Consider the following 18,822-nt stretch of genomic DNA (forward strand, 5'->3'; position numbering starts at 1 on the left):
AAGCAAAAAAGGCAGGTTCTGTAAAACAGCAAGAACGATGCAGAACAGAAAACCCGGCAAATTCTATAAAACTCCAGCTTATTCATTATAACACGCTATAAAATAAATGGAAAGCGCAATTATTCAAATTGGGCGTGATAAAGCTCGCTGTAAAAGCCTTTTTTATCCAATAACTGCTGATGATTGCCGCTTTCCACCACATTGCCGTCGCGAACCACCAAAATCAAATCGGCATTTTGAATGGTGGAAAGGCGATGCGCCACCACAAAGCAGGTTTTATCCTTCATCAGCGACCGCATGGCCTTTTGAATTTTTTGTTCTGTTTGCGTGTCTACATTAGAGGTCGCTTCATCCAGAATCAGCATCTTCGCATCTAAAAGCATAGCGCGCGCAATGGTCATCAGTTGCTTTTGCCCTTTTGAAATATTGGTTCCGTCATCGGTCAGCAGAGTATCATATCCATCGGGCAAATGGCGGATATAAGAATCGATATGCGCCGCCTTCGCCGCGGCGATCACTTCGTCACGGGTGGCGTTTTTTTTGCCATAGGCGATGTTTTCATAGATCGTGCCATGAAACAGCCAGGTATCCTGCAAAACCATGGCATAAGCCAATCTCAGGCTTCGCCGTGTCACTTCATAAATCGAATGGTCATCCACCGTGATAGAGCCTTTATCGACATCATAGAATCGCATCAGAAGATTGATCAGGGTGGTTTTGCCGGCACCGGTGGGGCCAACAACAGCAATTAAGCTGCCGGGCTTTACAGCGACACTTAAATCATGCAAAATGATCTTATCGGGTGTATAACCAAAGCTGACATGCGTAAGATCGACCTTGCCGCAAACATTTTCCAGGATCTCGGCGTTTTCCGCATCCGCCTTTTCGGGTTCTTCATCAAGCATGCGAAATACGCGTTCCGCGGCGGAAAGAGCTGATTGCAATTCACCGATGATATTGGCAATTTCATTGATAGGCCCCGAGAATTTGCGTGAGTAAAGCACAAAAGAAGAGATATTGCCCACCGTCAAAGAACCGTGCATGAAAAGAACAGCACCGAAAATGCTGATAAGGGAAAGCGAAAGGTTATTAATAAAGTTGACGGAAGGCCCTACGCGGCTGCTGTAATATTCCGCGTCATAATAAGCATCTACCGTTTCACCATTGATCGTGTCAAATCGGCCAACGGTATATTCTTCACGGCAATAAGCTTTCAGTGTTTTTTGCCCGGAAATGTTTTCTTCAACGAATCCGTTGAGTTCACCGATCTTGCGCGAACGCTTGCGAAACAGCGGCTTTGTGCGTGAAGTGATATGCCGCGTGATAAGAATGGAAAGCGGAACCGTGACCGCAAAAACCAAAACCAACACCGGTGAAATGCGCAGCATCATCACAAGTGAACCCACAACAGTGATAATGCTGGCCAAAATCTGAATCAGATCTGTGGAAAGGGAAGCGTTAATCTGATCGACATCATAAGAAATGCGGCTTAGAATATCGCCGGTTTGGTGGGTATCGAAAAAGCCCACGGGCAAAGAAAGAATCTTTTGAAAGATATCATCTCTCATTTGATAAGTGACCCTGCGGCCGATGACGATCATCAGAACCGAAAGAAAATAGGTGAGCAGGGAAGAGAGAAAATAGAACACGGCCAAGTAGCCGCAATAACGGTAAACGCTTTGGAAATCGACTTTTCCTGCCCCTAAATGAATGGCATCGATGGCATAACCGGATAGCAAAGGCCCCATCAGCCCCAAGAAATTGGCGGCAAAAGTCAAGATCAGCGCGAAAAGGAAAAGCCATTTGAAGCGCAGCATATAACGCAGAAGCCTGAGGATGGTAGCTTTTTTATTTTTCATCGCTTTCTTCTCCCATCTGCATTTTGCTGATTTCATGGTATAACTCACAGGAGCGCATCAATTCTTCATGTGTTCCATATCCCAGAATTTTGCCGTCTTCCAGCACGAGGATATGATCGGCGTGGCGGATCGAGCTGATGCGCTGAGCCACAATAATGGTGGTGGTGTTCCGGAACATGGTTCTCAGCTGTGCTCGAAGAGCGGCATCCGTTTTATAATCCAATGCGCTTGAAGAATCATCCAGGATCAGGATTTCAGGGTGCCCCAGCAGCGCGCGGGCGATCAGCAGGCGCTGCTTTTGGCCGCCGCTCAGGTTGGCGCCTTTGATGGCCACCTCGCTTTGAAAATCGCGATGATCCTCAATAAATTCCAGCGCTTGAGAACTGGCTGCGGCCTCGCGCACCTCTTTTTCCGAAAAAGCGCGCCCCAACAGAATATTCTGTTCGATGTTTCCTTCAAACAGCGTGTCGTTTTGAAAAACCACACCGAAGCGGCCGCGAAGAGAATGCAGGTCATAGGAACGAATATCGCGCCCATTGATGGTGATCGTGCCCTCGGTGGCATCATAAAACCGAAGCAAAAGCGCTAAAATCGTTGATTTTCCGGCGCCGGTAGGCCCGATAATGCCTAAGGTTTCACCCTTTTTCAAAGAAAAGCTGATATGAGATAAGTTATCTTCTTTGTGATTATAAGAAAACGAAACATCGTGAAAACAGATATGATCTTCATCCTGCGTTTTCGAATCAAGCATGATCTCTTGATCGGGAACGGTGTTCAACACTTCCGTAATGCGGTTTGCCGAAGCGCTGGCCTTCGAATACATGGTGATGACCCGGGTGATTGAAAGCATAGCGTTTAAAATCACGGTGAAATAAGTTAAAAACGCCATGATCTTTCCCACTTGCGAGGTTCCCGCGTTCACGCGAAAGGCGCCGATAAGAATGACCAAAATCAGCCCGAAATTCAAGATCAGGTTCATAAACGGCTTTACAAGCGCCATGTTCATCGTGGCTTTTTGCTCGCAGCGTGTCATATTGGCGTTGGTTTTTTCAAAACGCTGTTTTTCAAAATCGCCTTTTGAAAGGGCTTTTACAACGCGCGTGCCGCTGATATTTTCTCTGACAACGCGAACCAGTTCATCGGCAGCCACCTGCATTTTGCGAAACAGCGGAACGCCGCGCCGAGAAATATAATAAACCGTGCCTCCCATGAAGGGCAGGGTAATGATCAACGCCAGAGTCAGCACAGGGTCTAAGGTTAAGGTGATGCAGATGCCGCCCAACAATAAAATAGGGGCGCGAACGCCCATACGCTGCATCATGCCGATCATCTGGTGAATATTGTAAGTATCGGTGGTCATGCGCGAAATCAGCGAAGGAATGGTAAATCGGTCGATCTGATTGCTGGAAAGATAGGAAATGCGCTCAAAAAGATCATGGCGCATCGCACGAACAGATTCCCGCGCCACCTTGGAAGCCATGCGGTTCGCCAAAATATTGGTGATCCATGCGCCTGCCGAAAATATCAGCATTCCGCCGCCCCAAAGATAAACCAACGAAAGCTTTTCTTGGGGGATCACATCGTCGATGATATGCGCCAAAACCCAGGGGATCAGCAGGTCCATGATCGTGCCGATAAATTTGAATGCAAACCCCAGCGACATTGTGGCAAGATGAGGTTTAATATAGGATAAGATACGCTTCATAGCTTTTCCTCCGCAATCTCTTATACTTCATATTATTGTAAATCCGTCTAAAAGATAAGTCAATCTATGAAAAAGAATAGACAAGACAGGGCGAAATGTTATACAATGATAACAAATATAGCAAGTGTTGGGAGTTGAATCGAATGAAAGTAATTGCTGTTAACGCAAGCCCGCATCCCGATGGAAACACAGCCTTCGCGCTTCATCTGGTTTTGAAAGAACTGGAAGCTGAGGGCATTGAAACAGAGATTTTGCAATTAGGCGGCAAAACTATTCGCGATTGCATTGGGTGCAACGGCTGTTCCAAGCTGGATGGCAAATGTATTTTTAAAGATGATATCGTCAATGAATGGTCTGAAAAAATGGCTCAAGCCGATGGCATTCTAATTGGCACACCTGTCTATTATTCCGGCATCAGCGGAACTTTGAAATGCTTCTTAGACCGCGTATTTTACAGCAACGGCAAAGCCTTCCGCCATAAGATCGCGGCTTCTGTGGCGGCCGTGCGCAGAACGGGCGGTATGCCTGCCTTAGATGATATCAACCGCTTTTTCACAATATCTGAAATGATCCAGCCAGCCTCCAGCTATTGGAATGTGATCCATGGCCAGAAACCCGGCGAAGCGGAACAGGATATTGAAGGCTGCCAAATCATGCAGGTTTTGGGCAAAAATATGGCTTGGCTTTTAAAAATGCGTCAGGAATCCACTTTGGAAGAACCTCAGCGTCAGGCGAAAAAGCCGATGAACTTTATCCACTAAAAAATTGATTCATAGATAAGGAGCATTATGATGGACGAAAAAGAACAGATCATGCAAAACCGCGAATTCATGAAGAGTGGCTTCGGGAAAAATGAGTATGTTTCCGATCAACAGAAATTGCTTCCTCAACCGCCTCTTGTGAAGCCCGCCATGACGGATAACCGAATTCCGCTGACAATGGAATTCGATGATCTTCTTCAGGAGCATGATTATCTGACCTTGCTGCGCGAACGAAAAAGCAATCGCTTTTTTGCCGATCAGGCGATGAGTTTGAAACAGCTCTCGTTTTTGCTGTGGTCAACACAAGGCATTCGTGATCGCCGCGGCAATAACTATGCTACGCTTCGACCCGTACCTTCCGGCGGCGCAAGACATGCTTTTGAAACCTACCTGGCTGTGATGAATGTAGAAGGGCTGGAACCGGGCGTTTATCATTATTTACCCATGGAACACGCCTTAGAGCAGCTTTCTGTTTCCGATAATATGCGTCAGCGGGTCATCCACAGCGCATGCGATCAGAAATGGGCGGGGAATGCGGCCGTGGATTTCATCTATGCCGCCGTAGCTTATCGCGCCGAGTGGCGCTATAGTATCGGTTCTCACCGCGTTATGCTGATCGATGCGGGTCATATTGTGCAAAACCTTTATCTGAGCAGCCAGGCTATTGGCTGTGGCACATGCGCGATTGCTGCCTTCCGTCAGGAAGAAACCGATGCGATGCTGGGCATCGACGGAAAGGAAGAATACACCGTATATATGGCGCCGGTTGGCATTCGTGATGACAGAAAAAATGAGGAGAACACCAAGAAACTTTATGCAAATGTATAAAGTGAGTTTTTCTCTTTAAATGTTCGTGCAGTAATATACTGAATCCATAATGAAAACCACCGCTGAAATCAAACAGCGGTGGTTTTGTTCTGCAAATTTCATTAAACATTAAACATTATTTATTGATATGTCGTTTTAAAATGGTTCTTGAAATATCTTTTTCGGCGGTGACCACAGGCAGATTCCAATGGTGGAAAATCGCAAGCAGGCGAATGACGATCACCACTGAAGCGCTGAGCAGCATGGCAAGGGGAGTGGGCAAAACAGAAAAAGTATAGGCATATAAAATAGCGCCGGTGATGGCGGCCATGGCGTAGACATCTTTTTTCAATACTTGCGGAGTTCTTCCGACAAAAATATCCCGCAGCATGCCCCCGCCGATGCCGGTTACAACGCCAACAAAGATCATCAGAAAGCGATTATTTTCATATCCGGCCGCGATGGCAGTGTTCATCCCCACGATGGTGAAAATCCCCAACCCGACAGCATCAAAAATATTAATGCCGAAAAGAACAATTTTTAAACTTTTGCTGAGTTGTCTGCGAAAAGCCGAGCCAAACACCAACAAAAAAACCGCCGATGAAAAGGCCAGGGTCACATAAATATAGTTGACAAACATGGCCGGCGGAGTGCTTCCCAAGATTAAATCGCGGATCAGACCACCGCCAACCGCTGTAATAATTGAAAGAACGATGATCCCAAAAAAATCCAACCTGCGGTCAATAGCGGTCAAACCGCCGGATAATGCAAAAGCAATTGTTCCTATGAGCTCTGCAATCAATGTTGTCACGGCTGTCATATCCATATAGCTTGCTCCTTCTGATAATTTAGTGAGATCCTTTCAAAAACGGGCGTGCTTTAATCTCTCAATATAACACAGGATAATAAACTGAAATTTTTCGCAGCATAGCTGCGGCCTTGCGTTTCGCGCCTCATTGTGTCGTAATGCACTGCGTTTATTATAGCATGTTTCATTTTCAAGTTTAAATATGAATCTGAGCAGAGGCAAGAGAAAGAAAACAGGGAAATTGCCAATATTGTATATATAATGCACAAAAATATAACGCAAAAATTGTGAAATTCATCACAATTAAAAAACCTTAATAAGTAAGTAAAAAAGCATTGAAAAGGAAAATAAAATATCCGCAGAAAAGCAGAAAGTTTTTAAGCTTATGATCGGGATGAAGAACAAGCCGCGGCCGCGCGAATATATCTGCAATGGAATGACAAATTTGTTTAAAAGCACTCGTATGATTTTCAATACCATTGTGGTCATTTGGTTCTTATATTGCTTTCACGATATATAGAGATTTTGGCATGGTAAGGCTGGCGGCAAAATATCTGCCGATGCACGATCATAATAAAAGCAAGAGCACACAAATAACACAATGGCAGATATCAATGATAGATTTGAATCAGTTTAAACGAATGAATGGAAAGGATAAAGAGTCTAAGATCAGACAAGAAGGGCACTGAAAAATACTCATTATGAATTATACAAAATAAAAGTTTTGTATAATTGAGTGGAGGAAAATCGCAGTGTTTTCTAAATTAAGTGTTTTAATGGTTTCTTCAGTGTTTTTTGCTCTTCACGGGTTCGATCCAGTCTTTGCTTGATTGCACTTAAATAATAATATGTATAAATAAATTAAAACCCCAATGAAATTTCATTGGGGTTTTAAAGTAATTTTATTTTTCTTCGTCGGCTTCGCTATGTTTGATTGCGCGGTAAATTGCGCATTCCAAACGCATTTTTTCCAGTTCGCAGCCGATTTCATAAGCATCGTTGATATCATGGTTGGCATGATAATTCGCCGCGCTGCAGCCGCCGCTGCAATAAAATTTTGCCCAGCAATCTTTACATTTTTCGCGCGTATAAACGCTGACATTGGCAAACTGTTTTACATGAGATCTGTCAAAAGTTCCTTCGTTAATATTTCCCATATAAAATTCTTTCATGCCGACAAACTGATGGCACGGATAAATATCGCCTTCGGGTGTCACGGCAACATATTCGCAACCTGCGCCGCAGCCGCGCATTCTCTTGATAATGCACGGGCCTTGCTCTAAATCCACATTAAAATGGAAAAAATTGAAACCTTCACCGTTTTTCTCCAGATCCAGCATGATTTCCGAAAGTTTGTTATATTCTTCACGAATACGCGGCAAATCAGCCTCTGTGATCTCATAACCACAGCCCGCCGGCGCAGAAACCGGTTCTACAGAGATTTGGTCGAACCCATGATGATAAATATCGAGAACATCCTGTGTGAAATCTAAATTTTTGCCGGTATAGGTTCCGCGGACATAATAATCTTTATCTTTATCCCGCTGATCCACCAATTTCTTCATTTTCGGAACAATAATATCATAGCTGCCCGTTCCGGCAACGGTTTTACGCATATCATCGTTTACAGATTTGCGGCCGTCTAAAGATAAAACGATGTTTGACATTTCGCGGTTCAGATATTCTGTAATTTCATCGTTCAGCAATAAGCCGTTGGTCGTGATGGTAAAGCGGAAATTTTTATCATGGGCCTTCCCCTGCTCTTTGGCATATTCTACGGTTTCTTTCACCACATCAAAAGCCATTAAAGGCTCGCCGCCGAAGAAATCCACTTCGATATTGTGGCGATTTTTTGAACGCTCGATCACAAAATCAATGGCTTTTTTCGCAGTTTCAGCGTTCATCAACGAACGCACTGTGCCAAAGTCACCGGTCTGTGCGAAGCAATAAGTGCAGCGCAGGTTGCAATCGTGAGAAACATGCAGGCAAAGTGCCTTTACGGGGATATCATCAGGCTTGATCAGGTTCGCGGGAATTTCCTGGGGCGAAGAAAACAAAAGATCTTCTTTTGCCAGCTCGCAGATTTCCTGATAAGCTTCTTCAATGGCTTCAGGCGAATATTTTTCTTTCAAAGCTTCTGCGGCATCTTGGGGGCAATGCGCCGCAAGAGGCGGCGTCACCAAGCCGCAAAGATCATAAACCAATTCGTCTACCGAGTGAACCGAGCCGCTGTTGACATCGGTGAGGATGAATAAATCACCCTGTTTAAATCTATGAATCATTTTTGTCATCCGTTCTGTTTATAAGTTTTCGAATCTTATCATTCCATTCATGATGAAGGAACTGTATACAAGCAAAAACAGCACATGCGTGCTGTTTTTGCTTGTATGAAATAAACCATCAAAGGCTTATCTTCTTTTCTCGCATTTCTGGTTTGCAACTGTGCAGGAAGTTTTGCAAGCAGACTGGCAAGAAGTCTGGCATTCGCCGCAGCCGCCGCCGATAGAAGTTTTCTTTAAATTTGTTTTTGTGATGGTACGAATATGTTTCATAATCCGCAGCTCCTTATCTGAATAATGTTGATAATACAATACCTATCATAGCGGAAAACGCCAAAATAATCAACACCAGAATGAAAGAAAATGCAGAAAAAGCAACTGTATCGCTAATAAAGCCGATCATGAATAACAGCAAAAACAAAAAACCCGCGCTGCACTGAGCGGCAAAAAATCGTTTGCGGCTGTGAAAAGAAAGAACGCCGCAAATCAAACCGCCCAAGGCCAAAGCGCCATAACCGCAGAAAACCATTGCATTTGCCGGCAAGACTTCGCGATAAAGCAAAACAGAACATAAAAGCATGGTCAGCAGCATGACAGCCGTTCCAATCGCGGCGCTTAGCATGATCCATCGAAAATGCAGATTCCCGGAAGAAAGTTTTTCCTTCATCATAAAAATAACCTCCAGCAAGAATATCATAATGATACCTATGCCGAAGGTTATTATAAAATTACTCTGCTTTGGTTTCGGGGTTTTCTTTTGTTTGAACAGCCCACTTCTTCAGTTCCAGTTTGCTGCGGTCTGCGCTTGTTTCGATGGTGATGGTATCTTCTTTCACGGTCAGAATTTTTCCGTAGATGCCGCCGATCGTCACGATCATGTCGCCTGCTTCCAGGGAACTTCTTAAAAGGCGATCGTTTTTTTCACGCTTTTTCTGCGGGCGGATCAACAAAAAATAAAATAAAACAAAAGTCAAGCCAATCCAGATATAGGCTGTCCATTGGTTTGCTACTGCTGTGCCTGCCAGCAATGCTCTCATACTTCGTTCCTCCAATTCATTGGTTCAATTCTTTGTGGCCTCTGAATATCATTTTACAGCATAATACAGTATATCTGATTTTGAATAGATTTACAAGACTAAATACGCTGCCCTAAAATTTCTCGTTTTTCGCGATAGAAGGCTTCAAAGCGATTTTCATCCAAAGCAAGACGAATCTCTTCCATCAGGTGGTTATAAAAATAAAGGTTATGCATCACAGAAAATCTCATGGCCAGCATTTCTTCCGCTTTAAACAAATGCCTCAGATAGGCTTTCGAATAGGTCTGGCAAACCGGGCAATGGCAATTCGGATCGATCGGCGAATCATCCAGCTGATATTTGGCGTTTTTAATGTTGATGATGCCTTGAGAAGTGAACAAATGCCCATGGCGGGCGTTGCGTGCCGGCATCACGCAATCGAAAAAGTCTACGCCGCGCAGAACGCCTTCTAAAATATTCACCGGCGTGCCTACCCCCATCAGATAACGGGGCTTGTTTTTCGGCATAAAAGGTTCCACCGCTTCAATGATCTCATACATGGTTTCGGCGGGTTCACCCACCGCCAGCCCGCCGATGGCATAGCCGGGCAGATCCAGTTCCGAGATCTGTTTCATATGTTCAATGCGCAGGTCGTTATAGGTGCCACCCTGATTGATGCCGAACAGCATTTGTCCGGGGTTGACGGTATCTTCCCTTTTTTGAAGTTCCAACAGCGCCGTTTTGCATCGCTCAAGCCAGCGCGCTGTGCGCGCACAGGAATTGCGGACATAATCATAGGGCGCTGGGTTTTCAATGCATTCATCGAAAGCCATGGCAATATCGGAACCTAACGACCACTGGATCTTCATGCTCTCTTCCGGCCCCATAAAAATGCGGTGGCCGTCGGTATGCGCGTTAAAGGTAACGCCTTCTTCTTTTATTTTACGCAATGTGGCCAGCGAAAAAACCTGAAAGCCGCCGCTGTCCGTCAAAATCGGCCCATCCCATTTCATGAAACGGTGAAGGCCGCCTAACTGGCGGATAATATCCTCTCCGGGGCGAACATGCAGATGATAGGTGTTCGATAATTCCACCTGGCATCCGATATCGCGCAGATCTTTGGCGGAAAGCGCCCCCTTTATGGCGGCCAAAGTTCCTACATTCATAAAAACCGGGGTTTGAATGGTTCCGTGAAGGGTTTCAAAACTGCCCCTTCTGGCGGTCCCCTCTTGTTTAATCAATTGGTACATTCTGATCCTCACCTTCTTCTTTGCCGGCTTCAAGCGGTTCCGGCTGTTGATCTTCCGGCAGCTGCGTCAGTTCTACATTGCGCAAAGTGCGCTGGATCTGGCGTGTGCGAACGCCCACCAATTTATCCAGTTCTTCATTGGCCTGCGTCAGCCTGCGCTGCGTGGCTTCAAGCACTTTTGCAAAGCTGCCGAATTCGGTTTTAACAGCACCCAGAACCCGCCAGACTTCGGCCGAGCGTTTCTGCACGGCAAGCGTGCGAAAACCAAGCTGAAGGCTGTTTAACAGGGCCGCAAGCGTTGTCGGGCCGGCAAGATTGATTTTATATTCTTTTTGAAGCTGCTCGATCATCCCTAAACGCACAGCTTCGGCATAAAGACCCTCGATGGGCAAAAACATCAGCGCAAAATCTGTGGTATGCGGCGGATCCACATACTTTTGATGAATATCTTTGGCAAAGCCCCTCAGCCGATCTTTCAGCACGCGGCGCGCAAGCTCCACCTGTTCGGGATTCCCGCCGTCATAAGCATCCAAAAGCTGTTCATAGGCATCGCCCGGATATTTTGAATCGATGGGAAGCCAAACGGTTCCCGAATCACTGCCCGGTAAAATCACGGCGAATTCCACATTGGCGGCGCTCCCCTGTTTTGTGCAAACATTGCGGGCATATTGCTCGGGGGCAAGAATTTCTTCTAAAATGGCGCCCAATTGCAATTCGCCCAAAATGCCGCGCGTTTTCACATTGGAAAGCACTTTTTTCAAATCGCCCACGCCCACCGCCAGCGATTGCATTTCGCCCAGGCTCTTATAAACCTGCTCCAATCGACTGCTCACAACAGAAAATGATTCGCTTAACTTCTTATCCAAAGCATCCTGCAGCTTCTCATCCACCGCACGGCGGATAGAATCCAGCTGCTGCTGATTTTCCTGACGAAGCTGCAAAAGGGAATCGGCGGTGGTGCGGCGCAGAAGATCCATCTTCTGGTCTTCCTGCATTGCCTGATTGGCCATCTGCCGCTGCATCGATTGAAACGATTCCGAAATGATCTGCGCCGTCATTTCCTGTTTTGCATTCAGTGCGGCCAGATCTTGCGCCATGTCTTTTGAAGCATCCATTTTCTGCTGCAATATAAAGAGTTCTTTTTTAGCGGAGGTATAAGCAAACAGCATAAAAAGGAACAGCAAAAAGATCGCGGCAGCTAAAATGATCCATTCCATAAAGCCCTGTTCTCCTTTTCAAAGAAACAGCGCCGCGAAAAGAAGCGGCGCCGTGCTGAGGTTTTATCCGATCAGGTCAAGAATCATGCCGGCATACATTTTAGCCGCATTGACGCAATCTTTTACATCGACCGTTTCGTTATAAGTGTGGATGCCTTCGGAATTTGAAGGGCCATATTGAATGGTTGAAATGCCGCGTTCACGGAAATACCGTGTATCGCTGCTGGCCCACTGATAGGCCATAATCAAATCGACCCCCATAATTTCTTTTGCGCATCGTTTCGCAGACACGGTGATGGGGTCATTGATCGAAACATAATTCCCCGTTTTCCCGCCGCGATATTCAATGGAGATGCCTTCAAAATGGTTCTCGCTGATGATCTGATCTACCTTGCTTTTCACCTGTTCATAAGTCACGCCAATGGGAACGCGCACATCCACTTCGGCTTCGCAGTGATCGGCGACCATGTTATATTTTGTTCCGCCATGGATGACGCCGAAATTGGCCGTAACATGATCAAGGCAGTTTTCAACGCCGGGTTTTTTCTGGATATCCCGAATCACCTTTTTGGAAACTTCCATCACCTGCGCGATTTCGCCGCTATATTCGCCGCGGATCTCGCGCAGCTGTTTCAGCTGCTGCAGAAAATCCATCATTTTTTCAACGGCGCTGTCGCCCACATAAGGCGATAAGCTGCCGTGGGCAGAAGTGCCGTTTGCGGTAATGTGCATCCCCAAATTTCCCTTTTGCCCGATCTCGATATTATCATAACCGGTGGGTTCGGGAACAATGCCCCAATCCCCCTGAATATATCCATGTTCAAACAGCCATTGCGTGCCGTGATATCCGCCGGTCTCTTCATCGGGCACAATGGTATAGAGAATATTGCCGCTCAATTCCGCCTGATGCTTGGCCAGCATGGCAATGGCATAAAGCGAGGCGGCAAGGCCGCATTTCATATCGGAAGTGCCGCGGCCCAGAATTTTACCGTCTTTGATCTCGCCGCTGTAAGGGCCGAAAGCCCATTTGCTCAGATCGCCCGCCGGCACCACATCACAGTGGCCGTTGAACACCACGGTTTTGCCGTTCGGGTTGCCGAAGCGAGCCAAAATGTTCGGCCTTTCGGGAATCGGCCGCACAATTTCATAAGGGATCTTATATGCATCTAAAAACCTACAAATGAATGCCACAACATCTTCTACATTACAGGGCGGGTTTTCAGAAGGGATTTTGATCATATCACAGCAGAAACGGATCAAATCTTCTTTTTGATTTTCAATGATTTCCCAGATTGCTTGTTTTTCCATTTTCAAACCTCCAGTCAAAAGCGGCTTCCATCATTTATCGAATGAACATTGCATCCCCAAAGCTGAAGAAACGGTATTTCTCTTTCACAGCCTCGGCATAAGCATTCAAAATATGTTCGCGGCCCGCCAGCGCCGAAACCAGCATCACAAGAGTGCTTTCCGGCAAATGGAAGTTTGTGATCAGCCCATCGATCCCTTTGAATTGATAACCGGGATAAATGAAAATATCGGTGTTGCCGGAACCCGCATGGGTGATATGTTGTTCATCGGTGACCGTTTCCAGGGTGCGGCAGGAAGTTGTGCCCACAGCGATGACCCGCCCGCCGTTTTCACGCGTTTTGTTGATCTGTTCGGCCACTTCTTCCGTTACAAAATACTGTTCTGAATGCATGACATGATTCAAAATATTTTCTTCTTTCACGGGGCGGAAAGTGCCAAGGCCCACATGTAAAGTAATGGCGGCCACTGTAATGCCCTTTGCCTTTAAACGCTCTAAAAGTTCAGGTGTGAAATGCAGGCCGGCGGTCGGTGCAGCCGCAGAACCGGGCTCGCGGCAATAAACCGTTTGATAGCGTGAAGCGTCTTCTAAATGCTGCTTGATATAATGAGGCAGCGGCATTTCACCCAGTTCTTCCAAAATTTCAAGAAAAATGCCGTTATAAGAAAAATGCACGATGCGGTTTCCGTTTTCAAGCACTTCTGTCACGGTACATTGCAAACGCCCGTCGCCAAATGTAACTGTTGCGCCTGTGCGCAGCTTTTTGCCAGGAAAAACAATACATTCCCAACAATCATCGCCCAGTTCTTTTAAAAGCAGAATTTCAACGGCCGCGCCGGTTTCTGCTTTTGTTCCGTATAAACGGGCGGGAATGACCTTTGTATCATTGATGACCAGGCAATCACCCGGGTTTAAATATTCATCGATATTATAGAAATGCCGATGTTCCAGCGCACCCGTTTTCCGATCCAACACCAGAAGTCTGGATTCATCACGCTTTTCAAGCGGGGTCTGGGCAATCAATTCTTCTGGCAGCTCATAAAAGAAATCGCTTTTTTTTATTGTATCCATTCGTTTTTTATGCTGCAGGGCCTACCTGCACTCCTGTGAAATAAAATTTGATGATCTGATCATATGAAAAGCCTTTTTCGGCCATGCCCCTGGCGCCCCATTGGCTCATGCCGATATGGTGGCCGGAACCTTTCCCCACGATTTTATAAGACGATGCAGAAGCGCCGGAAAGCTTTGAAGTTCCCTGCCCGGTGACGGCATACAGTTCGCTGCCCGACCCGATCTGCGCGGTAACGCCGTCTTTTCCGATCGCATAAAGTGAGCCTAAATCGCTGACGGCCTGTCCGTTTACATAATAAGAAGAATCTGGCGTCACCGTAAAGCGGTGGCTTCCGAAAGAGATATTATTCGCGGAGCTGCTGAGGATGGTGCGCGCTTTTTCTCCGGTAAACACCAGCGGAGAGGCGCCGCTGCGCTCAATGGTAACGCCGCGCACATTGCCGACTTCCGTTAATTCGCTGACATAATAATTCGTCACGCTTGAAACCGTATAACCCTTGCTTCGTAAAATTTCGGCAATCTGCGCATTATTTAAACTAAATGACCAGTTAATGGGGTTTGTAAGATATTTATCTTCCACCGCCCGCAAATAAGGCACATAAGTGCCCCAGATATTTTCGGAATTTTCTGTCCATCCGCCGCTGGAAGCATGGTAATAAGTCTGGGCGATTTTGCCGCCATAAGTAACATATTGCCCTCTCACCGCTTCCACCGCGCCGTCGGAAGCCGCGGTGGCATTTCCCGTTCCATAGTATACCTGACAATCGGTGGTGTTGCAAAGATCAAAACCCTGTGAGCGGTGTTTATGCAGATTGTTGATGCAATAAGATTTTGCGCATAGAGTTTGTGCTTTTAACGCTTCCACCGGCCAGGAAGGACTCATTTCATAAGGGATGACCCCTTTTAAATAATCATTCAATTCCACCACATTGATCACGGTAATATCGTTGCCGTTGACCCGGTTGTATTCAAATCCGCCGTAATATTTATAACCTTTTGTCCAGGTCTGCGTTTTGGCAGAACCGGAGGGAATGGTTTGGATGCCAAAAGGATCGCCGCCCTGATCGAATTCAAAAAGAATCGTGGCCTGCCCTGTAACGGCGACTGTATAACAGGTGCTGCTGTAACCCACCACCGTCAAAGAATCTGCCGCGGCCACGGCAATATCGTTCATTTCTTTATTGGCTTCGCTTTGGGAAGAATAACTGCCCACGCGAACGCGAAATTGCCCGTTGATATAGGCAGGAAAAGCGCTCAAATTGTGAAGCTTCAAATCTTCACATTTGGCCAAAGCATCGGCGGCGCTTACAAAAGAAGAAGAAAGCTGCAAATGATAAGGCGCAATCACAAAACTATAGCTGCTTGGCGCCACATCATAATAGGTTTTATTGCTGCCATAGATCAGCTTGTCTTTTAAAACAGTGATTTCAGCTTGACCGGTAACTTCCATCAGCGAAGTAAAGTTATTGGCATTTTCTTGCGAAAAATAGCCAAAACGATAGCCGCTTCCATATCCGGTGGCATACTGAAGATTGGAAGCGGGCAACGCATTCGATCCATAATAAAGGCCTATTTTTACGGCAACAGGTTCTTCGGCATTGCTTTCCAGTTTCGGGAAAAATGCAAAAACCAGCATGCCTATCAATAATGCGGCCGTCAGCTTTTTCTTCATAAATTTTCCTCCGTTTAGATGAAAGGGGTTCGGCACTGAATGATTACCAAGCGGCCGCCACGATGGGTGGGGCCGAAAATGAATATAATGATCGATAAACGATGGCATAAAACGATGAAAACCCTTGCAGACATCGCGCCCAAATTTCGCGGCAGACCCCGCCACCGGCGCTTTATGCTTTGTCCGTTTTTAACATACACTGCGTTTATTATATCGCATTTATCCCATTGATTCAACATTTCCTGCGCGATTTCCAATAGAATGAATTTGCTTTCTTGCTTCGTTAGCGGCCACATGGTATAATAACCGCATAGCGGTTATTATCGTTTATTTCACGGCCCGCCTACGGCGCTGGCCACTTTATACCATTCACGCTTCGCGCTGATGGTATAATAAACCGCATAGCGGTTATTATCGTTTATTTCACGGCCCGCCTACGGCGCTGGCCACTTTATACCATTCACACTTCGCGCTGATGGTATAATAAACCGCATAGCGGTTATTATCATTTATTTCACGGCTCGCCTACGGCGCTGGCCACTTTATACCATTCACGCTTCGCGCTGATGGTATAATAAACCGCATAGCGGTTATTATCGTTTATTTCACGGCCCGCCTACGGCGCTGGCCACTTTATACCATTCACGCTTCGCGCTGATGGTATAATAACCGCTATGCGGTTATTATCATTTATTTCACGGCTCGCCTACGGCGCTGGCCGCTTTATACCATATACCATTTATGACATCATAGTAAATTAAAAAAATAATTAATATAAAAAACGATATTCGGAGGTATCCCCCATGAACAAATTAAAAGGCGCCTGCCTCTTCGGGCAATCCGGCGGCCCTACATCGGTTATCAACTCCAGCGCACTGGGCGTTTTCGAAGCCGCGCTTGAAGAAGACTGCATCACCGCTGTCTATGGATGCGCCCACGGCATCAAAGGCGTTTTAGATGATTGTTTGTATGACATCGGTCAGGAAGACCGCAAAGAGCTTTCTTTGCTGCGCTATACCCCCTCTTCCGCGCTGGGTTCCTGCCGTTATAAACTGAAAGACAGCCGTGTGGACGACACAGATTATAAGCGCATTCTTGAAATCTTCAAAAAATACAACATCCGTTATTTCTTCTATAACGGCGGCAACGACAGCATGGATACCTGCAACAAAGTTTCAAAATATCTGCTTGAACAAAATTATGAATGCAGAATCATCGGCGTTCCCAAAACCATCGATAACGATCTGTTTGGCACAGACCACTGCCCCGGCTATGGCAGCGCCGCGAAATATATTGCCACTTCCTGCACAGAGATCTATCAGGATGCCAATGTTTATGACACAGGAACCGTAGTCATTGTTGAGATCATGGGGCGCAACGCCGGCTGGCTGACCGCCGCCGCCGGGCTTGCAACGCTTCAGAACGCCGGCCCCGATCTGATCTATCTTCCCGAAAAGGCGTTTGATTTGGAAGAAACGCTCAAACAGATCAAAACCATCTTTGAAACACGAGGCAACTGCCTGGTGGCGCTTTCTGAAGGTGTAAAAGATCAAAACGGCACTTTCCTTGCCGAATATGGTGCTGCCAATGCGGCCACCGATGCTTTTGGCCACAAACAGATGGGCGGCGCAGGCGTATTCCTCGCAGGAGAAGTGAAAAACCGTTTTGGATATAAGACCCGCAGCATCGAGCTTTCTTTGCTTCAGCGCTGCGCGGCACACTGTGCTTCAAAAACAGATATCGAAGAAGCCTATTTGGCCGGCAGAACAGCTGTTCGTTTGGCGGTTGAAGGCGAAACCGATAAAATGATGGCTTTCCGCCGTTTAGAAGCGCCTTCTTATCAAATGGAAGTTGCCCCCGTGGAATTAAGCATCGTGGCAAACACCGAAAAAACAGTGCCGCTGGAATGGATCTGCGAAGACAATACAGGCATGACCAGCGAATTCACCGATTATGCACTGCCGCTGATTCAGGGCGAAACAGAGTTGCCTTATGAAAACGGTATGCCCCGCTTCGCAAGATTAAAGAAAATCATCGTGAAATAAACAAGATCGCCCCAAAAGGCGTTTTGATTTTTTAAAATTCGATATTATGAAAAAAGCCCTCTGAGAGAAATGAATCTCTTTCAGAGGGCTTTTTTATACATTTCATTTTGTTATGGTTTGCCGATGAATTCACGCAGCATGGAAGCTTCGGGAATGTCTTTCCACTCAACAGCCGAAACCTGCTGAAGAAATTCCATCAGCTCCCCGCCGAGGTCGCAACAGGGTTCTCTTGCCAATTCTTCCAAAACAGCGTTGCGGTATGCGGCGATTTCATAAGGGATAAACGAATCAAATTCCAATTCGGCAAACTTCTTAAAGGGCATAATATATTGATCTTCCCCGGCAGTAACGCTGGGCAATAAACGCATTGTTTCTTCAAAACTGCGGCCTCTCTCTCGCCGGTCGCGCAAAAGACGACGCAAAAGCCGAATTTGAGAAGGGTGCAAATTCCCGCGGGCATTATGTAAACGGGTTCTGACGCTGATATAAAGCTTGGAGGAATGCTCAAAAGCGCTGCCGATGACTTGTGGATTCAAAGCATGGATGCCCTCTACAATAATCAATTCATCGGGTTGGCGCTGCAGCGGATAGACACCGCTTCGCCTCTGGGATGCAAAATCATAAATCGGCGTGTCAACTTTTTTGCATTGAAACAATTCCTGCATTTGCCGCGAAAACAAGGGAATATCCAATCGATAAGGCGATTCATAATCGATGGTACCATCTGCATTATAGGGGATATTCGGCTCATCAGAAGGCAGAAAATATTGATCCATCGAAAGATAGCGCGCAGGCGCACCGATTTTTTCAAGCGCTTTCCTGATTTTTTTTGCGGTGGTGGTTTTTCCCGAGCCCGAAGGGCCGCTCAGCAAAATCAGCGGCTGGTCGCTTTTTCTTGCCACAAAATAATTTGCCGCTTCCTCTATCTTTTTTTCATATTCCGCTTCGCTTTCCTGAATAAACAGCAAAGGATCTTCTGAAACTTTTCGGTTCAGCCTGTCGATCTCATATTGTTTCATAGTTACCT

16 protein-coding genes are annotated in these 18,822 nt (G+C 46.3%); 3 read left to right on the forward strand and 13 right to left on the reverse strand.

Features of this window, described 5'->3' with window-relative positions:
* Positions 1-119 precede the first annotated feature (119 nt).
* Positions 120-1,859: an ABC transporter ATP-binding protein gene (locus ACJA3I_RS07705; RefSeq protein ID WP_458862029.1), complete on the reverse strand. Its 1,740-nt coding sequence runs from the start codon at positions 1,857-1,859 to the stop codon at positions 120-122.
* Positions 1,849-3,564: an ABC transporter ATP-binding protein gene (locus ACJA3I_RS07710; protein WP_458862030.1), complete on the reverse strand. Its 1,716-nt coding sequence runs from the start codon at positions 3,562-3,564 to the stop codon at positions 1,849-1,851. The genes ACJA3I_RS07705 and ACJA3I_RS07710 overlap by 11 nt, the downstream gene beginning before the upstream one ends.
* 143 nt (positions 3,565-3,707) lie before the next feature.
* Between ACJA3I_RS07710 and ACJA3I_RS07715 the strand changes: the two genes are divergently transcribed.
* Together ACJA3I_RS07715 and ACJA3I_RS07720 are read left to right on the forward strand one after the other, a co-directional pair.
* Entirely contained in the window at positions 3,708-4,325 is a 618-nt protein-coding gene (locus ACJA3I_RS07715; RefSeq protein ID WP_458862031.1) for a flavodoxin family protein, read from the forward strand.
* A 27-nt stretch (positions 4,326-4,352) separates the two neighbouring features.
* Positions 4,353-5,153 carry a SagB/ThcOx family dehydrogenase gene (locus ACJA3I_RS07720; protein WP_458862032.1) on the forward strand — a complete coding sequence of 267 codons (801 nt, stop codon included), beginning with the start codon at positions 4,353-4,355 and terminating at the stop codon, positions 5,151-5,153.
* Positions 5,154-5,268: 115 nt separating this feature from the next.
* Here the strand turns inward: ACJA3I_RS07720 and ACJA3I_RS07725 are convergent, their stop codons facing one another.
* From ACJA3I_RS07725 to ACJA3I_RS07770, 10 genes are all read right to left on the reverse strand, one after another.
* The gene (locus ACJA3I_RS07725; RefSeq protein ID WP_458862033.1) at positions 5,269-5,958 is read right to left on the reverse strand and encodes a trimeric intracellular cation channel family protein; all 690 of its coding nucleotides are present in this window, start codon (positions 5,956-5,958) and stop codon (positions 5,269-5,271) included.
* 884 nt (positions 5,959-6,842) lie between these two features.
* Positions 6,843-8,222 carry a thioether cross-link-forming SCIFF peptide maturase gene (scfB, locus tag ACJA3I_RS07730; RefSeq protein ID WP_458862034.1) on the reverse strand — a complete coding sequence of 460 codons (1,380 nt, stop codon included), beginning with the start codon at positions 8,220-8,222 and terminating at the stop codon, positions 6,843-6,845.
* 126 nt (positions 8,223-8,348) lie between these two features.
* On the reverse strand, positions 8,349-8,492 hold the full coding sequence (scfA, locus tag ACJA3I_RS07735) for a six-cysteine ranthipeptide SCIFF (RefSeq protein ID WP_458862035.1): 144 nt from the start codon (positions 8,490-8,492) through the stop codon (positions 8,349-8,351).
* A 13-nt stretch (positions 8,493-8,505) separates the two neighbouring features.
* Positions 8,506-8,889 carry a hypothetical protein gene (locus tag ACJA3I_RS07740; RefSeq protein ID WP_458862036.1) on the reverse strand — a complete coding sequence of 128 codons (384 nt, stop codon included), beginning with the start codon at positions 8,887-8,889 and terminating at the stop codon, positions 8,506-8,508.
* A gap of 58 nt (positions 8,890-8,947) precedes the next feature.
* The gene (gene yajC, locus ACJA3I_RS07745; protein ID WP_458862037.1) at positions 8,948-9,256 is read right to left on the reverse strand and encodes a preprotein translocase subunit YajC; all 309 of its coding nucleotides are present in this window, start codon (positions 9,254-9,256) and stop codon (positions 8,948-8,950) included.
* Positions 9,257-9,354: 98 nt separating this feature from the next.
* Positions 9,355-10,485 carry a tRNA guanosine(34) transglycosylase Tgt gene (tgt, locus tag ACJA3I_RS07750; protein WP_458862038.1) on the reverse strand — a complete coding sequence of 377 codons (1,131 nt, stop codon included), beginning with the start codon at positions 10,483-10,485 and terminating at the stop codon, positions 9,355-9,357.
* Positions 10,469-11,701, reverse strand: coding sequence for a DNA recombination protein RmuC (locus ACJA3I_RS07755; protein ID WP_458862039.1), 1,233 nt, complete (start codon positions 11,699-11,701; stop codon positions 10,469-10,471). Before ACJA3I_RS07755 ends, tgt begins: the two co-directional genes overlap by 17 nt.
* 63 nt (positions 11,702-11,764) lie before the next feature.
* Complete coding sequence (locus ACJA3I_RS07760) at positions 11,765-13,009, reverse strand: M20 family metallopeptidase (protein WP_458862040.1); 1,245 nt, start codon at positions 13,007-13,009, stop codon at positions 11,765-11,767.
* Positions 13,010-13,043: 34 nt separating this feature from the next.
* Complete coding sequence (queA, locus tag ACJA3I_RS07765) at positions 13,044-14,069, reverse strand: tRNA preQ1(34) S-adenosylmethionine ribosyltransferase-isomerase QueA (protein ID WP_458863835.1); 1,026 nt, start codon at positions 14,067-14,069, stop codon at positions 13,044-13,046.
* 16 nt (positions 14,070-14,085) lie between these two features.
* A complete protein-coding gene (locus ACJA3I_RS07770; protein ID WP_458862041.1) occupies positions 14,086-15,750 on the reverse strand; it encodes a SpoIID/LytB domain-containing protein in 1,665 nt (554 codons plus the stop codon).
* 803 nt (positions 15,751-16,553) lie between these two features.
* Here ACJA3I_RS07770 and ACJA3I_RS07775 point away from each other — a divergent pair.
* Positions 16,554-17,795, forward strand: coding sequence for a 6-phosphofructokinase (locus tag ACJA3I_RS07775; protein WP_458862042.1), 1,242 nt, complete (start codon positions 16,554-16,556; stop codon positions 17,793-17,795).
* Positions 17,796-17,905: 110 nt separating this feature from the next.
* Here ACJA3I_RS07775 and ACJA3I_RS07780 read toward each other — a convergent pair whose 3' ends face one another.
* Positions 17,906-18,814 carry a uridine kinase family protein gene (locus ACJA3I_RS07780; protein WP_458862043.1) on the reverse strand — a complete coding sequence of 303 codons (909 nt, stop codon included), beginning with the start codon at positions 18,812-18,814 and terminating at the stop codon, positions 17,906-17,908.
* Positions 18,815-18,822 lie beyond the last annotated feature (8 nt).

Source organism: Acidaminobacterium chupaoyuni, from assembly GCF_047936785.1.
GTDB classification, from domain to species: Bacteria; Bacillota; Clostridia; order Oscillospirales; family Butyricicoccaceae; genus Acidaminobacterium; species Acidaminobacterium chupaoyuni.

What these genes read in the sequence shown, in the direction of transcription:
- ACJA3I_RS07725 (WP_458862033.1), bottom strand. Translation starts at nt 5,958, where the DNA reads ATGGATATGACAGCCGTGACAACATTGATTGCAGAGCTCATAGGAACA.
- ACJA3I_RS07755 (WP_458862039.1), bottom strand. Translation starts at nt 11,701, where the DNA reads ATGGAATGGATCATTTTAGCTGCCGCGATCTTTTTGCTGTTCCTTTTT.
- ACJA3I_RS07760 (WP_458862040.1), bottom strand. Translation starts at nt 13,009, where the DNA reads ATGGAAAAACAAGCAATCTGGGAAATCATTGAAAATCAAAAAGAAGAT.
- yajC (WP_458862037.1), bottom strand. Translation starts at nt 9,256, where the DNA reads ATGAGAGCATTGCTGGCAGGCACAGCAGTAGCAAACCAATGGACAGCC.
- ACJA3I_RS07710 (WP_458862030.1), bottom strand. Translation starts at nt 3,564, where the DNA reads ATGAAGCGTATCTTATCCTATATTAAACCTCATCTTGCCACAATGTCG.
- tgt (WP_458862038.1), bottom strand. Translation starts at nt 10,485, where the DNA reads ATGTACCAATTGATTAAACAAGAGGGGACCGCCAGAAGGGGCAGTTTT.
- ACJA3I_RS07740 (WP_458862036.1), bottom strand. Translation starts at nt 8,889, where the DNA reads ATGATGAAGGAAAAACTTTCTTCCGGGAATCTGCATTTTCGATGGATC.
- scfA (WP_458862035.1), bottom strand. Translation starts at nt 8,492, where the DNA reads ATGAAACATATTCGTACCATCACAAAAACAAATTTAAAGAAAACTTCT.
- ACJA3I_RS07775 (WP_458862042.1), top strand. Translation starts at nt 16,554, where the DNA reads ATGAACAAATTAAAAGGCGCCTGCCTCTTCGGGCAATCCGGCGGCCCT.
- ACJA3I_RS07715 (WP_458862031.1), top strand. Translation starts at nt 3,708, where the DNA reads ATGAAAGTAATTGCTGTTAACGCAAGCCCGCATCCCGATGGAAACACA.
- ACJA3I_RS07780 (WP_458862043.1), bottom strand. Translation starts at nt 18,814, where the DNA reads ATGAAACAATATGAGATCGACAGGCTGAACCGAAAAGTTTCAGAAGAT.
- ACJA3I_RS07770 (WP_458862041.1), bottom strand. Translation starts at nt 15,750, where the DNA reads ATGAAGAAAAAGCTGACGGCCGCATTATTGATAGGCATGCTGGTTTTT.
- ACJA3I_RS07705 (WP_458862029.1), bottom strand. Translation starts at nt 1,859, where the DNA reads ATGAAAAATAAAAAAGCTACCATCCTCAGGCTTCTGCGTTATATGCTG.
- ACJA3I_RS07720 (WP_458862032.1), top strand. Translation starts at nt 4,353, where the DNA reads ATGATGGACGAAAAAGAACAGATCATGCAAAACCGCGAATTCATGAAG.
- scfB (WP_458862034.1), bottom strand. Translation starts at nt 8,222, where the DNA reads ATGATTCATAGATTTAAACAGGGTGATTTATTCATCCTCACCGATGTC.